Source organism: Nocardioidaceae bacterium, assembly GCA_018672315.1.
Taxonomy (GTDB): Bacteria; Actinomycetota; Actinomycetes; order Propionibacteriales; family Nocardioidaceae; genus TYQ2.
In genome coordinates this window covers 2,530,317-2,544,374 of the sequence record CP076053.1, presented here as the reverse complement: position 1 = coordinate 2,544,374, position 14,058 = coordinate 2,530,317, and the positions used below count along the sequence as shown (strand labels likewise).

Annotated in this window: 13 protein-coding genes and 1 pseudogene; 10 read left to right on the top strand and 4 right to left on the bottom strand. The window is 73.8% G+C overall.

The window, feature by feature from the left end:
• Positions 1-37: 37 nt before the first annotated feature.
• Entirely contained in the window at positions 38-1,261 is a 1,224-nt protein-coding gene (locus tag KLP28_12320; protein QWC84355.1) for a GAF domain-containing sensor histidine kinase, read from the bottom strand.
• Between the two features lie 87 nt (positions 1,262-1,348).
• Between KLP28_12320 and KLP28_12315 the strand changes: the two genes are divergently transcribed.
• Positions 1,349-2,407, top strand: coding sequence for a hypothetical protein (locus KLP28_12315; GenBank protein ID QWC84354.1), 1,059 nt, complete (start codon positions 1,349-1,351; stop codon positions 2,405-2,407).
• A gap of 21 nt (positions 2,408-2,428) precedes the next feature.
• On the opposite strand, the gene KLP28_12310 is transcribed toward KLP28_12315, so the two are convergent.
• Together KLP28_12310 and KLP28_12305 are read right to left on the bottom strand one after the other, a co-directional pair.
• Positions 2,429-2,854 (bottom strand): hypothetical protein, encoded by a 426-nt coding sequence (locus KLP28_12310; protein QWC84353.1) that lies wholly within the window; start codon positions 2,852-2,854, stop codon positions 2,429-2,431.
• Positions 2,855-2,874: 20 nt separating this feature from the next.
• Positions 2,875-3,501, bottom strand: coding sequence for a TRIC cation channel family protein (locus KLP28_12305; GenBank protein ID QWC84352.1), 627 nt, complete (start codon positions 3,499-3,501; stop codon positions 2,875-2,877).
• A gap of 72 nt (positions 3,502-3,573) precedes the next feature.
• On the opposite strand from KLP28_12305, the gene KLP28_12300 reads away from it, so the two are divergent.
• Complete coding sequence (locus KLP28_12300; GenBank protein QWC84351.1) at positions 3,574-4,776, top strand: winged helix DNA-binding domain-containing protein; 1,203 nt, start codon at positions 3,574-3,576, stop codon at positions 4,774-4,776.
• A gap of 10 nt (positions 4,777-4,786) precedes the next feature.
• On the opposite strand, the gene KLP28_12295 is transcribed toward KLP28_12300, so the two are convergent.
• The gene (locus KLP28_12295) at positions 4,787-6,139 is read right to left on the bottom strand and encodes a beta-lactamase family protein (GenBank protein ID QWC84350.1); all 1,353 of its coding nucleotides are present in this window, start codon (positions 6,137-6,139) and stop codon (positions 4,787-4,789) included.
• Positions 6,140-6,258: 119 nt separating this feature from the next.
• Here KLP28_12295 and KLP28_12290 point away from each other — a divergent pair, with 119 nt between their 5' ends.
• From KLP28_12290 to allB, 8 genes and pseudogenes are all read left to right on the top strand, one after another.
• Positions 6,259-7,647, top strand: a complete 1,389-nt coding sequence (locus KLP28_12290; GenBank protein QWC84349.1) for a flavin monoamine oxidase family protein — start codon at positions 6,259-6,261, stop codon at positions 7,645-7,647.
• Positions 7,640-7,975 carry a DUF952 domain-containing protein gene (locus tag KLP28_12285; protein QWC84348.1) on the top strand — a complete coding sequence of 112 codons (336 nt, stop codon included), beginning with the start codon at positions 7,640-7,642 and terminating at the stop codon, positions 7,973-7,975. Before KLP28_12290 ends, KLP28_12285 begins: the two co-directional genes overlap by 8 nt.
• 47 nt (positions 7,976-8,022) lie before the next feature.
• Positions 8,023-9,120, top strand: coding sequence for an acetamidase/formamidase family protein (locus KLP28_12280; GenBank protein QWC84347.1), 1,098 nt, complete (start codon positions 8,023-8,025; stop codon positions 9,118-9,120).
• An 8-nt stretch (positions 9,121-9,128) separates the two neighbouring features.
• Positions 9,129-10,696, top strand: a pseudogene (locus tag KLP28_12275) (DUF3225 domain-containing protein).
• Between the two features lie 122 nt (positions 10,697-10,818).
• Positions 10,819-11,376: a 2-oxo-4-hydroxy-4-carboxy-5-ureidoimidazoline decarboxylase gene (gene uraD / locus KLP28_12270; protein ID QWC84346.1), complete on the top strand. Its 558-nt coding sequence runs from the start codon at positions 10,819-10,821 to the stop codon at positions 11,374-11,376.
• Complete coding sequence (gene uraH / locus KLP28_12265) at positions 11,373-11,690, top strand: hydroxyisourate hydrolase (GenBank protein QWC84345.1); 318 nt, start codon at positions 11,373-11,375, stop codon at positions 11,688-11,690. The genes uraD and uraH overlap by 4 nt, the downstream gene beginning before the upstream one ends.
• 1 nt (position 11,691) lies before the next feature.
• Entirely contained in the window at positions 11,692-12,648 is a 957-nt protein-coding gene (pucL, locus tag KLP28_12260; GenBank protein ID QWC84344.1) for a urate oxidase, read from the top strand.
• Between the two features lie 52 nt (positions 12,649-12,700).
• Complete coding sequence (allB, locus tag KLP28_12255) at positions 12,701-14,032, top strand: allantoinase AllB (GenBank protein QWC86965.1); 1,332 nt, start codon at positions 12,701-12,703, stop codon at positions 14,030-14,032.
• The last annotated feature ends 26 nt before the right edge of the window (positions 14,033-14,058 follow it).

Below are 14,058 nucleotides of genomic sequence, written 5' to 3'. Positions count from 1 at the left end.
CACAGTTCGAACACATGTTCGAAACGGGGTCGACGACTCACCCGTCGCCGATGGTGAACCAGACCTCCGTGCCTCCCTCGGCCCCGCTCTCCACGCCGATGAGACCCCCGTGCGCCTCGACGGTGCGAGCCACGGTCGCCAGGCCCGTCGCGCCGGCGTCGAAGTCGTTGAACTCCTCGAAGATCTGAGCGACCCGCGCACTGTCGACCCCGGGGTTGCCCGACCCGGAGTCACGGACGCGCACCGTGAAGCCGTCGCGACCCTCCTCCCCCATGACCGAGATCTGCGGCGATTCCTCGCCGTGGTCATGGGCCAGCCCTTGGGCGACGAGGTTGAGCAGCACGCTGTAGAGCTCGGCCCGCGCACCTCCGATCTCACCGGCGGCCCCCATGCCCGACCACGTCACGGAGCCGCCGGTCTGGGCGATCAGCCCGGCGAGGTCCGTACGCACCTCCCGCATCACGCCGTCGAGGTCGACCGGTCCGGGCGGCTCGACCGCCACTGCCGAGCTCTCCAGCCCGTGGGCGAGCTGCTCGGACATGGCCAGGGCCCGACCGACGAGACCGTGCGCGAACTCCCCGACCTGCTCGCTCCACAGGATCGTGTCGAGCACCTCCAACGTCGCGCGCAGCACGATCATGGAGGCGCCCGGTGGCGGTGCCGCGGCACGGTGCTGGTCGCGGCGGACGCGGGCGTCGACCGCCGTCGAGGCGGCACGAGCGAGCACCTCGAGCAGCTTGCGGCCCTCGGCGTCCATCGTGCGCGGCTCGTGGTCGAAGAGGCAGACCCGCCCGACGAGCGCCCCGCCGACCCGCAGCGGACAGGACCCGAAGTAGCGAAGCGCCATGCGGCGTCCGTCGACGACGGCGTAGTTCTTCGTGCGGTCGTCGCGGGAGAGGTCGGGGATCTCCACGAACCCGTCCACGTCGAGCACGAGGTCGCACAGCGCCTGGTCCCGCGGGTTGGCGAACGGGCCGAGACCCGAGCACACCAGGTAGTTGAACGCGTCGTCGTCGAGCACGCTGACCGAGGCGACGTCGACGTGGAGGGACTCGCGGAGCAGGTCCACGATGTCTTGCAGCTCGGTGCCCGACCAGTGCTCGAGCGCCGATCTCGCCTGCGCGGCCAGCTGGCCCGTCGGCGCCGACCACGTGTCCGCCGACGCGCGCTCACCGAGCGAGACGACGCCCGGTGCAACCCCGCGCCGGCGCCACGACTGCCGAGTCGAGTCGTCGTCGGTCCAATCGGATTGCGCGCCCATGAGGCACTGCTTAGCAGCGCAAACGCGTGCGTGACAGTGGGGCCCACCACCTGGGCCGTCCCGGCTGCGACCTCGTACGGTGGCCGCATGCTCGGACGCACCCTCCCCCGTTCCACCCGTCTTCGTCACCTCGTCGTCGCACCGCTGGCCGTACTGGCCCTCGGCGGGTCGCTCGGCGCCTGCACCTCCGGCGACGACGCCTCCTCCGACGGCACCTCGGCGTCCGACGGCTCCGGCACCTCGGGAAGCTCTGGTGAGGCCGCCGAGGAGGCGGCCGCCGACGGCACGGCGGGCTACGTCCTGCACTCCGGCGACGGCGTCGTACGCGTCCTCGAGGACGGCTCGACCGAATCGATCAGCGACACCGGCGCCGCGGACGCGTACGGCGTGGGCTCGGTCGTGGTCTTCCAGGACGCCGCCCGCGGCCGCTTCGCCGTGGACGGCCCGGTGCGCGTGTGGCAGGACGGCGAGGTGGCCGACCTCGAGGGCAGCGACGGCAGCAGACTGCTCGAGGCCGGGTACGTCGACGGGCAGCCGGTCGCGGTGCTCGTACGCCTCGACGGCTCCTCGGACGGCGACGCCGGTCAGGTCGTCGCCCAGCCGCTCGGCGGCGGCGAGCCCACCACCCTCGCCGAGGCACCGGACGGTGACGCCGCCCAGGTCATCGGCCACGGCCGACTGGTCGACGGCGCCTGGATGCAGCTGCGCGAGGAAGGCGACCGGCCCGTGTTCTTCGTCGAGCGCTACGACGAGCCGGGGCAGGCCGCCTGGAGCGAGCAGGTCGCGACGGTCTCGCTGACCGAGATCGCCGGCGACGAGCAGCAGATCGCCGTCATCCAGCCCGCGATCGACGGTCGGCCCGGGCGCAACAACGCACCGCTGCTCGAGGTGACCCAGCTGAACCCGGCCGACGGGTCGACGCAGAACTCCAGCATCGTGAGCCTGGACCTGCCGCCGAGCGAGCAGTTCCAGAACGTGCCCCGGTGCTACGACTTCTCCGACTTCTACCTGCTGACCTGCGGGGTGCAGGGTGAGCAGCCGGTCGACATCCGTGTGCCGGACGGCGGACTCAGCCCGATCATCGAGGGCGCGGACCTCCCGGTCGGGGCGATCCCGGCGCCGATCCGGCTGCCCGCCCAGGGCTGATCGGGGCTGATCGGGGCCGGGTCAGTCGGGCACGTCGACCGTGCGGGTCCCGCCCCCGAAACCGTTCCGGAGGTCGCGACCCTCGACGGTCACCTCGTCGACGTCGGCGGGGATCTCCAGGGCGTACTGCGTGCGGGTGAAGGGCTGCTCGTCGGCGTGGTCGTGGGTGAGCTCGTGGACGCCGAGGACCTCACCGTCCTGGTCCATCACCCGCCAGCCGTCCGCGTACCGCTCGGGGCTGTCGTACGGCGAGCTGATGGTCACCGCGACGTCGTAGGTGCCCTGCCCGGCCGGGGTCAGCTCAATCGATCGGACCTCCGGGTACGCCTGGCCCTGCGACGGCGAGGCGTCCTCCGGCGCACCGTTCACCCCGGGCGTCTGCTCGCCGCCGCATCCGGTGAGGGCGAGCGCCAGGCAGGCGACCGGCACGGCGAGACGACGACGCATGATCAGACGGTGCCCGCTTCTCAGCCGCGGGACACCGGGATCTGCCAGCGGCGCCGCAGCGCGATGAGCCGGAAGCCGGTGATGAGGATCGCCGCCCCGATCGCGACGACGGGCCCTTGCACATCCAGGGAGTACAGCGTCGCGAAGGTGGCGCTGCCGACCAGCGCGGGCACGGCGTAGAGGTCGCGGTCGGCCAGCAGCGCAGGCACCTGGTCGGTGAGCAGGTCGCGGATGAGTCCGCCACCCACCCCGGTCAGCGTGCCGACGATGATCGCCGTGTGCACCGGCACGCCGAACTGCAGTCCCTTCAGCGTGCCGGCGATCGCGAACGACCCCAGCCCGAACGCGTCCACGACGAGCAGCGGCCGACGGCTCCGCTCCACGCCGCCGGGCAGCAGGAACGCCACCATGCCGGCCAGCAGCGCCGAGAGGATCAGCGTCCAGTCGCTGATGCCGACCGGCGGGACCGCCCCGATGAGCAGGTCGCGCAGCACGCCCCCGCCGAGCCCGCACGCGCCGGCGAGCACGAGGACGCCGAAGATGTCGAAGCCCTTGCGTACGCCTGCCAGCCCACCGGCCAAAGCGAACGTGAAGACACCGACGATGTCGAGGATCGTCAGGCCGATCGTCTGCGCGTCCGGGGTCACGCACGCGACCCTAGACACCCGCGCCAGGGCGCACCGCCGACGGTTGTCGGCGCCGCGTGATCTGCTGAGCCCGTGCCTTCGGAGACGTTGACCGCGCGCGGCTGGAACCGTGCCCTGCTCGCACGTCAACTGCTGCTCGAGCGCAGCGACCTCGACGTCGTCCCTGCGGTGCGCTCGTTGCTGGCGGTGCAGTCGCAATCGGCGCCGTCGGCGTACCTGGCACTGTGGAACAGGCTCGCGAGAAGTGACCTCTCGGCGGGGGGGCGGCCGGGGGTGTGGCCGGAGCTGGACGTGGCGTACGCGGACGGTCGTCTGGTCAAGGCCTCCCTGATGCGGCTGACGCTGCAGACGGTCACCGCTGAGGACCTGCCCACCCTCACCACCGCCATGCGGCCGCTGCTGCGCGACCGCCTCGGCGACGCGCGCTTCGCCGACGGCGGCGTCGCCCGCGACGAGGCCCTGGCCGCTGCCCCGGAGTTCCTCGCCGAGCTGCACGAACCCCGCACGAACGAGCAGATGGACGCCTGGACCCAGTCCCGCTTCGGGCAGCACCCGACCCCCAGCGTGTGGTGGGCGATGCGGTACCTGCTGCCCGTGGCACACACCCCGACCGGCGGGCCGTGGAGCTTCGGGCAGAAGCCCGCCTTCCGCGCGACCGGCCACCCGATGGTCGACGCCGACGACCTCGACGGGCAGCACCGGGCCGAGGAGCAGCTCGTACGCCGCTACCTCGCCGCCTTCGGCCCGGCCACGGTCGCTGACATCGCGCAGTTCACCGTGATGCGCCGCGCGCCGGTCACCGCAGCCGTCGCCCGGCTCGGCGACGAGCTGACCGAGGTCGCCGTCGAGGGCGTACGCGGTCGCTTCCTCGACCTGGCCGACACCGCGCTCGCCCGGCGACCCGACCCGGGGACGCCGGCTCCCCCGCGGTTGCTGGGCATGTGGGACGACGCGTTGCTGGGCAGCGCCGATCGCTCGCGCACCCTGCCGCCCGCGATCAAGGCCGCCGTCGTGCGCCGCAACGGCGACGTGCTGCCCTCGCTCCTCGTCGACGGCTCCGTCGCCGGCGTCTGGCGCGTCACCCCTCACGGTGACCGACACCGGATCGAGGCCCACGCCCTCATCCCGATCGCCACCGCCGACTGGGACGGGCTCGAGGCCGAGGCGACCGCTCTGCTGCCCCTGCTCGCCGAGCGCGAGCCCGCTCCGTACGCCCGCTACGACCACTGGTGGGACAAGCACATGCCCAGCGTCGAGGTCCGCCTGCTCGGCTGAGGGAGGCGCCTCAGTCGGCGGCGTACGCCTCGATCAGGTCCGCGGTCAGCCGCGGCACACCCTCGTCGCCCGGCGTCGGGCTGAAGCCCATGCGCAGCACCACGAGCTCCTCGCTGGGGACGACGACCAGCCACTGGCCGTCGTGACCGAGCCCGAAGAACGTGTCGACCGGCAGCTCCTCGTGCACCAGCGTGCCGTCGGGACGCTCGTTGGCCCACCAGCCGGCGGCGTACCCGGGGTCCTCGTTCTCGGCCGGGTCCGCCAGCTCCACGGCGGTGGTGGACGACTCGACCCAGCCCTCGGGCAGCAGCCGGGTGCCCTGCCAGACCCCGTCGTCGAGAGCGAGCTGACCGAAGGCGATCCAGTCCCGCGGGACACCCCAGCCGTAGGAGGAGCACACCGGGGTGCCGGCCCCGTCGGGCTCGACGAGCATCGAGGCGGTGCCCAGCGGCGCGAAGAGCTCCTCAGTCATCAGCGTGGCGGCCGCGGAGCCGGTCCGGCCGGTCGCGTCGGCCAGGGCACGGCACAGGAAGGTGGTGCTGCCCGAGGAGTACTCCAGGTGGGTGCCCGGCGCGAACTCGTCGCCCTGCCGGGACACGTAGTCGGCCATGTCGTCCTCGAGGTAGAGCATGCGGGTGATCGGGGTGCCGAGGCTGTACGTCTCGTCCCACCGCAGCCCCGAGGTCATCTGCTCGAGCTGGCGGATCGTGATGTCGGCGCGGCGGTCCCCTCCGGTCCAGGAGTCGCTGAGGCCGGCGGAGTCCTCGCGCACCTGATCGGCGAGCACCAGGCGACCGGTCAGCAGGTTGGTGAGGCTCTTCGTCAGCGACCAGCCGAGTTGCGGGGTGCTCTCGTCGTACCCGTCGCCGTAGCGCTCGGCGACCAGCTCGCCGCCCTGCAGCACCAGCACCGCGCGGGTGCCGAGTTCCTGCGCCGCCGCGTCGGAGAGGTCGTCGCCGAACGCGCGACCGAGCGCCACGTCGACCTCGTCGGACGGCACGCTCGCCGTCGCGGTGCGGAACGGGTTGCCCTCCACGACCTCCGCGGCGGCAGGCAGGTCGAGCTCGTCCTCCTCACCGAGGGTGCAGCCGAGCCCGTCGGTGTAGGTCGCACGCTGACCCGCGAGAACCCCGAGGACGCTGGCGGTCGCGCCGGTCTCGTCGACGCTGGTGCGCAGCACCGGGATCAGCGGGTTGTCGGGCAGGTCGCGCTCCGGGTCGTCCCGGTCGGCGAGGAACTGCAGCGCGCAGGCGTTGTGCGCGGCGTACCCGGTGCCGGTGAGCAGCAGCGGGCGGGCGTACCAGTAGCCCCCCACCAGGACCACCACGAGCAGGCCGACGGCGATGAGCACGAACTTGCGCATCTGCGGAGGCTAGAGGACCTCTCCGACGAACGGGCACAACCTCACCGCGAGCAGCTCCTCGCCGTCGCGACCGCAGTTGTGCACGTTCATCGGACAGCGATGTGTGCGAGGGTCGGCCGATGAGCGTGGACGCCGACGTCATCGTGGTGGGAGCGGGCCTCGCGGGCCTCAGCGCAGCCCGGGCACTCGTCGCCGCCGGACGGTCGGTGGTCGTGCTCGAGGCCCGCGACCGCGTCGGCGGGCGCACGCAGACACTCGACCTCGCCGGCGCACCGGTCGAGGTCGGTGGCACCTGGCTCGGGCACGGCCACACCGCGATGTACGCCCTGGTCGAGGAGCTCGGCCTCGAGACGTTCCCGACGCACAACACCGGCGACCTGCTCGTCGAGCTCGGCGGGAAGCAGAAGCGGATGTCGCCACGTCGGGGGGCCGTGCCGCCGCTCAACCCGTTCGTGCTCGCCGACCTCGCCCAGGGGCTGCTGCGCTTCGAGCGGCTGGCGCGCACCGTCGACGCGACACGGCCGTGGGAGCACCCCGACGCGACGGTGCTCGACGGGCAGACGTGGGAGTCGTGGATCCGCCGCAACCTGCTGACCGAGACCGGACGCACCTACTTCCGGGTGGCGGCAGAGGCGATCTACTCCGCCGACGCGAGCGACTTCTCGCTGCTGCACGCGTTGATGTACACCCGCGCCAACGCCGACCTCGAGACGCTGCTCTCGGTCGAGCGGGGGGCGCAGGAGGCGCGGGTCGTCGGCGGGTCCGACCGGGTCTCGCACGGGTTGGCGCAGGGGCTCGACGTACGCCTCTCCACCCCGGTCGCCTCGATCGCGCACGACGACATCGGTGTGCGGGTCACGACGCGGGGCGGGGCGACGCTGACCGCCGGGAGGGTGGTCGTCGCGATGCCCCTGGTGCTGTCCTCCCGGCTCGTCGTCGATCCTCCGCTGCCGGCAGCACGCGACCAGCTGACCCAGCGCACGCCGGCCGGTGCGGTGGCGAAGTGCTTCGCGGCGTACGAGACACCGTTCTGGCGCGACGACGGACTCAACGGCCAGGCAGTCAGCGACCGCGGACCGGTCAAGGTCACCTTCGACGTCTCCCCGCCGGACGGACCGGACGGTCGGCCCGCGCCCGGATCCCCCGGCGTGCTGATGGGGTTCATCGAGGCGACCGACGCCCGCATCTGGCAGCGCCTGCCGGCCGGCGCACGACGGCAGAGCGTGCTGGACGCCTTCGCCCGCTTCGTCGGCCCGCGGGCCGCAAACCCGGTGGCGTACGTCCAGCGTGACTGGGGCGCGGAGGAGTTCACGCGTGGCTGCTACGGCGCGCACTTCACGCCGGGCACGTGGACGGGCTACGGGCCGGTGCTCCGCGAGCCGGTCGGGCGGATCCACTGGGCGGGGTCGGAGTACGCGACGGAGTGGACCGGCTACATGGAGGGCGCCGTGAGGTCGGGCCGCGCGACGGCGGCCGAGGTGTCGAGCAGACTGACGAGCGATGTCTGAGCGCCCGCCCCTGCTGCACGTCGCGTACGCCTCGGACTGGGCGGAGGCCCAGCGCACCGGCACCTACCCCTGGTCGACGCGCGGCGCGACGTACGCCGAGGTCGGCTTCGTGCACTGCGCCGAGCCCGACCAGGTCGACGGGGTCCTCGAGCGCTTCTACGCCGACGTCGACGAGCCGCTGGTGCTGCTGCACCTCGACCCCGACGATCTCGCGCGCGACGGGGCCGAGGTGCGCTGGGAGCCCGTGCCGGGTGGCGAGGCGTTTCCCCACGTGTACGCCCCCCTCGACCCGGCCTGGGTGCGCGCCACCCAACCGCTGGATCGGTAGCGGGTCGCCGACACACCGTCGTCACACGACGGCCCTAGCCTCCCGGCATGACGCTCCCGACCCTCGAGACGGGCACCGGACCCGTGTCCGGCACGTACCTGCCGAGCACCCCCGACGAGGTGCTCTGGGGACGCCTCCCCTGCGCCGCCGACGACCCGGTGCTGCGTGTCGACCCGGGCACCGACCTGAGCATCGACACGCTCAGCCACGAGGGCATCCTCGAGGACCAAGGACGCGACCCACGGGCCTTCTTCGCCCCCTACGACGTGCCGGTGCTCGACGACGCCGTCGCGCTCGCCGCGTCCGACCACCCGCACACCCAGGCGGCCGACGGCCCGCACGTGGTCTCGCGTCCGGTCGCCGTCACCGGGGCCCGACCCGGCGACCTGCTGGCCGTCACCCTCACCGACACGCGGCCGCGGGTGCCGTACGGCGTGGTCTCCAACCGCCACACCAAGGGCGCGCTGCCCGGGGAGTTCCCCGCCGACGGCCTGCCTCTCTTCAGCGCCTTCGCCGCCCTCAACGACGACGACGGGCAGACCATCAGCATGGGTCTGCAGCCCGGACCCGTCGGGCCCGACGACCCCGTCGTACGCTTCCCCGCCGCCCCGTTCCCCGGCATCCTCGGCGTGGCCGTGCCGGGTGCCGTGCGCCCTCACTCCACCCCGCCCGGGCCGCACGGCGGCAACCTCGACATCCGCCTGCTGACGACGGGCGCGACGCTCTATCTCCCGGTGCTCGTGCCCGACGCCTTGTTCTACGTCGGTGACCCGCACTTCGCGCAGGGCGACGGCGAGGTCGCGCTCACCGCGGTGGAGGCGTCGCTGCGGGTCGACGTGCACCTCGACGTCGTGCCTCGCGAGGAGGCCGTGGCTCGGTTCGGCGAACTGGTCGGTCCCCTGGCCGAGACCCGCGAGCACCTCGTGCCGACCGGCCTCGACGAGGACCTCGACGTCGCCGTGCAGCAGTGCGTCCGCGCGGCGGTCTCACTGCTCGTCGCGCGGCACGGGATGCACCCGGCAATGGCGTACGCCTACCTCTCCGCCGCGACCGACTTCGACATCTCCCAGGTGGTCGACGTCGTCAAGGGCGTGCACGCACGCATCCGCAAGGCCGACTTCGCCCACCTGCCGAGCGCCTGGTGAGCCCCGTGATGAGTGTGAGCAGCGGCCAGCCCGGCGACCTGCCCGAAGGTCTCATGGCCGCCTTCGCCGCGTACGAGGCCGCGCTGATGAGCAACGACACCGCTGAGCTGGACCGCCTCTTCGCCGCGGGCGGCTCGACCCTGCGCGGCGACGCCGACGGGCTGCTCGTCGGGCACGACGCGATCAGCGCCTTCCGCGCGAGCCGCGGAGGCGCGCCCCCGCGGCGCATCGCGGCCACCCACGTGCAGGTCGTCGACGACGACCACGCGCTGGTCGTGGCCGTCACCGAGCCGCTCCGTGGGGGCGCGGCCAGCAGACCCAGCTCTGGCAGCGCGGCCCGGACGGCTGGCAGGTCACCGCCGCGCACGTCGCGGTGCCCGCGCCCGCCCTCGACACCCGCGTCTGGCGGGTCGTCGGCGACCCCCTCGTCGCCGGCTCCGGGGCCGGTCCGCTGCACGGGGAGACGGTCGCGGTGAAGGACCTGTACGCCGTCGCCGGTCACCCCGTCGGTGCCGGCAACTCGACCTGGCTCGCCGAGGCCGCCCCCGAGACCGCGCACGCCGGCGCGGTCGCACGCCTGCTGGCCGCCGGCGCCGACGTGCGCGGCATCGCGCGCACCGACGAGCTGGCGTACTCCCTCGCCGGCAGCAACCACCACCACGGCACCCCGCCCAACCCGCGTGCCCCCGGACGCGTGCCCGGCGGCTCCTCCTCGGGCTCGGCGAGCGCCGTGTCCCTCGGCCACGCCACGATCGGGCTCGGCACCGACACCGGCGGCTCGGTCCGCGTCCCCGCCGCCTACCAGGGCCTCCACGGCCTGCGCACCAGCCACGGCAGGGTGGACCGCAGCGGCCTGCTGCCCCTCGCCCCGAGCTTCGACACGGTCGGTTGGCTGACCCGGTCGGCGGCCCTGCTGCGCTCTGTCGGCGACGTGCTGCTGCCGCCGCCGACCGCCGGAGCCGAGGCCGCGCCGATCGAGCAGGGCGACCTCGTGCTCCTCGGCGACCTGACGGCACTGGCCGAACCCGACGTCGCCGACGCCGTCCTCGCCTGGGCACGCGACCGCGACGTGCACCCCGAGACCTGGGCGGGCGCCGCGCAGCTGCCGGCGTGGCTCGACGCGTTCCGCACCTGGCAAGCGTACGAGGCGTGGCAGGCCCACGGCGCCCGGCTCGAGGGACGGCTCGACACCCTCGGCCCGGACGTCCGCGGCCGGTTCGAGACCGCCCGCGGCGTCGACGAGGCGTCGGCGACCGCCGCGTACGAGGTGGTGCAGACCGCACGCGACCGCATCATGGACCTGATCGGCGACCGGGTGCTGGTCCTCCCCTCCGCCGCGTCGGTCGCGCCGACCCCGACCGGGGCGGGTGCCGCACGCGAGGCGACCATGCGTCTGACCTGTCTGGCCGGACTCGTCGGCGCGCCCGCGCGGAGCGTGCCGACCACGACCCGCGACGGCCTGCCCGCGGGGGTCTGCCTGGTCGCGGCACCGGGGCGCGATCGCGCGCTGCTGCGGTTCGCCGCGTCCGACGACGCCACCGCGAGCCGGGCGTCCGTGGACGACCGCAGGCCGTAACCGGCCAGAAACGCGCGTTCCTCGCGCTGAAACGAACGCGCCCTACGTTCACCGCACGAGGTCCGGCCCCCCGGACCCGCGCCGGGCGAGACCCGGCGTCGTGCGAGGAGGACGGGACCACCGTGCAGCTGCAGCAGCTCAACACCTGCCCGTCGGCGGAGGCGGACGCGGCCTTCCGGTCGTGCGCCGACGTCGACCGCTGGGTCGACCGGCTGGTGCAGGACCGGCCGTACGCCGACCGCGACGTCCTGCTGACCCACGCGGCCCAGCTGGCGACGACGTGGACCGAGCGCGACCTCGACGCCGCGCTCGCCGACCACCCCCGCATCGGCGAGCGGCATGCCGGCGACGGCGCCTCCGCCGACGCGAGCGCGCGTGAGCAGGCAGGCGTCGGCGACGACGCGGACGTGCGGGTCCGCCTGGCCGAGGGCAACGCCCGCTACGAGGAACGCTTCGGGCGCATCTACCTCGTCCGCGCCGCCGGGCGCGACGCCGAGGAGATGCTGGCCCTGCTCGAGCAGCGGTTGCAGCACGACGACGCCACCGAGGTCGCGGTCGCGGTCGGGCAGCTCGCCCAGATCGCGCTGCTGCGTCTCGCCGCCCTGCTCGACGACGGCGACGGGGCAGGCGGGACCGGCGAGGCGCGGTCCACGGATGACCGGGCCGAGGTGCGCGCATGAGCACCCTGTCCACCCACGTGCTCGACACCGCGACAGGCACCCCGGCCGCGGGCATGACGGTCACGCTGCGCGACGACGCCGGCTCCGTGGTCGCAGACGCCGTCACCGACGACGACGGACGCGCCCGCTTCGACGGCGACCACACCGGCACGGTCGTCCTGCGCTTCGCGACCGGCGCGTGGTCGGCCTCGCGGGAGGCCTCGACCTTCTACCCGTACGTCGACGTCGCCGTGGCGCTGGCCGCCGACCGACCGCACCACCACGTGCCGCTGCTGCTCTCCCCGTTCGGCTACTCCACCTACCGGGGGAGCTGAGATGAGCGACTCCCCACCACGCAGCGGCATCGTGCTCGGCGACAACCAGTTCGGCAAGGCCGAGGTGCGGCTCGTCCGCGTCGACCGCGAGGGCTACCCGCAGCGTCCGGGCGAGCCCCGGCACCACGTGCTCCACGACCTGTCGGTCACGAGCCTCCTGCGAGGCGACTTCGCCGCCGCCCACACCGACGGCGACAACTCCGGCGTCATCGCCACCGACACCCAGAAGAACACGGTCTTCGCCTTCGCCCGGCAGCACGGCGTCAGCACTCCCGAGCAGTTCCTGCTCACGCTGGCCGACCACTTCGTCGGCACCTTCGACCACGTCACCGGGGGGCGGTGGAGCGCCGAGCAGTACACCTGGGACCGCATCGTGACCGGCTCCGGCGACGACGCGGCACCTCACGACCACGCGTTCGTGCGGGGGGGTCGGGAGACCCGCACCGCGCTGGTGCACCGCGACGGGGATGCGGTGCACGTGCTGGCCGGCGTCGCCGACCTGACGGTGCTGAAGTCGACCGGGTCGGAGTTCAGCGGGTTCCCCCGCGACCGCTACACCAGCCTCGCCGAGACCGACGACCGCGTCCTCGCCACCGACGTCACGGCCTGGTGGCGCTACACGCCGGGCCGGGAGCCCGCGGACTACGACGCGACGTACGCCGAGGTGCGCGACCTGCTCCTCGCACGCTTCGCCGAGGTGCACTCGCTGGCGCTGCAGCAGACGGTCTTCGCGATGGGCCGGGCCGTGCTCGAGGCACACCCGGAGATCACCGAGATCCGGTTGTCGTGCCCCAACAACCACCACTTCCTGGTCGACCTCTCGGCGTACGACCTGGACAACCCCGGCGAGGTCTTCCACGCCGCCGACCGTCCGTACGGCCTGATCGAGGCCGCGGTGCGCCGTGAGGACACCGTCGAGGGGCCCGCGGTCTGGGCCAGCGTCACGGGGTTCTGCTGAGGTGGCCGACGGGAGCGTCGTGGACGAGCACACCGGGCTCGTCGCGCAGCAGGTGCTCGTCGACGGGGTGCTCGGCCCCGCCGCGCTGCGCTGGGCCGACGGGGTCGTCACCTCGATCGTGCCGGGCGCGGACGACGCGGAGGACGGGGCCGGCCTGCTCCGCGTGCCCGACTCCGCGGTCGTGCTGCCGGGCGTCGTGGACAGCCACGTCCACGTCAACGAGCCGGGGCGTACGCACTGGGAGGGCTTCGCCACCGCCACCCGGGCGGCCGCGCTCGGTGGCGTGACGACGCTCGTCGACATGCCGCTGAACTCGGTCCCGCCGACGACCACCGTCGCGGGACTGCGGGCCAAGCAGCAGGCCGCGGCGGGCCAGTTGGCCGTCGACGTCGGCTTCTGGGGCGGCGCCGTGCCGGGCAACCTCGCCGACCTGCGACCCCTGTGGGACGAGGGTGTGCTGGGGTTCAAGTGCTTCCTCAGCCCCTCCGGGGTCGAGGAGTTCCCCCCGCTCGACCCCGCCGGCTTCACCGCGGCGCTGCGCGAGGTCAGCTCCTTCGACGGCCTGGTGGTCGTGCACGCCGAGGACGCCGCCGTGCTCGAGGCCGCCCCGACGGCACCGAGCCGCGCGTACGCCGACTTCCTCGCCTCGCGTCCCGACGAGGCCGAGCTGGCCGCGATCAGGCAGGTGCTCGACGGCGCGCGGGAGACCGGGTGCCGGGTGCACGTGCTGCACCTGTCCAGCGCCCGCGCGCTCGACCTGCTCGCCGACGCCCGGGCCGAGGGCCTGCCGGTGACGGTCGAGACGTGCCCGCACTACCTGTGCCTCGCCGCCGAGCACATCCCCGACGGCGACGCGGCGTACAAGTGCTGTCCGCCCATCCGCGACGAGGGCAACCGCGACGCGCTGTGGGACGCGCTGCTCGCCGGGGTCATCGACATGGTCGTCTCCGACCACTCCCCCGCCGACGTCGCAGCGAAGACCAGCGGCGGCGGGGACCTCATGCAGGCCTGGGGCGGCATCGCCGGGCTGCAGGTGGCGTTCCTCGCCGTCGCCGACGAGGCCACCCGACGCGGCATCGGGATCGAGTCGGTCAGCCGCTGGATGTCGACCGCCACCGCCGACCTCGTCGGCCTCTCCGCCAAGGGACGACTCGCCGTCGGCGGCGACGCCGACCTGCTGGTGCTGGACCCTGCCGCCTCGACCACCGTCGACGCCGCCGCGCTCGCGCACCGCCACCCGATCTCCGCGTACGACGGCCGTCGGCTCTCCGGTCGGGTCACCGACACCGTGCTCCGTGGCCGCCGCATCGCGTCGGGCCGGACCGGGCCGTCCGACGAGCCGCGCACCGGCCTCCAGCTCACCCGACCCGAGGAGTCCCCGTGATCCAGCCGATCGACCCCCCGCCGCGG

Bases quoted from the DNA above. Each gene is read 5' to 3' on its own strand.
- KLP28_12315 (QWC84354.1), top strand. From the start codon at position 1,349: ATGCTCGGACGCACCCTCCCCCGTTCCACCCGTCTTCGTCACCTCGTC.
- KLP28_12295 (QWC84350.1), bottom strand. From the start codon at position 6,139: ATGCGCAAGTTCGTGCTCATCGCCGTCGGCCTGCTCGTGGTGGTCCTG.
- KLP28_12310 (QWC84353.1), bottom strand. From the start codon at position 2,854: ATGCGTCGTCGTCTCGCCGTGCCGGTCGCCTGCCTGGCGCTCGCCCTC.
- pucL (QWC84344.1), top strand. From the start codon at position 11,692: ATGAGCGACTCCCCACCACGCAGCGGCATCGTGCTCGGCGACAACCAG.
- KLP28_12290 (QWC84349.1), top strand. From the start codon at position 6,259: ATGAGCGTGGACGCCGACGTCATCGTGGTGGGAGCGGGCCTCGCGGGC.
- KLP28_12320 (QWC84355.1), bottom strand. From the start codon at position 1,261: ATGGGCGCGCAATCCGATTGGACCGACGACGACTCGACTCGGCAGTCG.
- KLP28_12285 (QWC84348.1), top strand. From the start codon at position 7,640: ATGTCTGAGCGCCCGCCCCTGCTGCACGTCGCGTACGCCTCGGACTGG.
- KLP28_12280 (QWC84347.1), top strand. From the start codon at position 8,023: ATGACGCTCCCGACCCTCGAGACGGGCACCGGACCCGTGTCCGGCACG.
- uraH (QWC84345.1), top strand. From the start codon at position 11,373: ATGAGCACCCTGTCCACCCACGTGCTCGACACCGCGACAGGCACCCCG.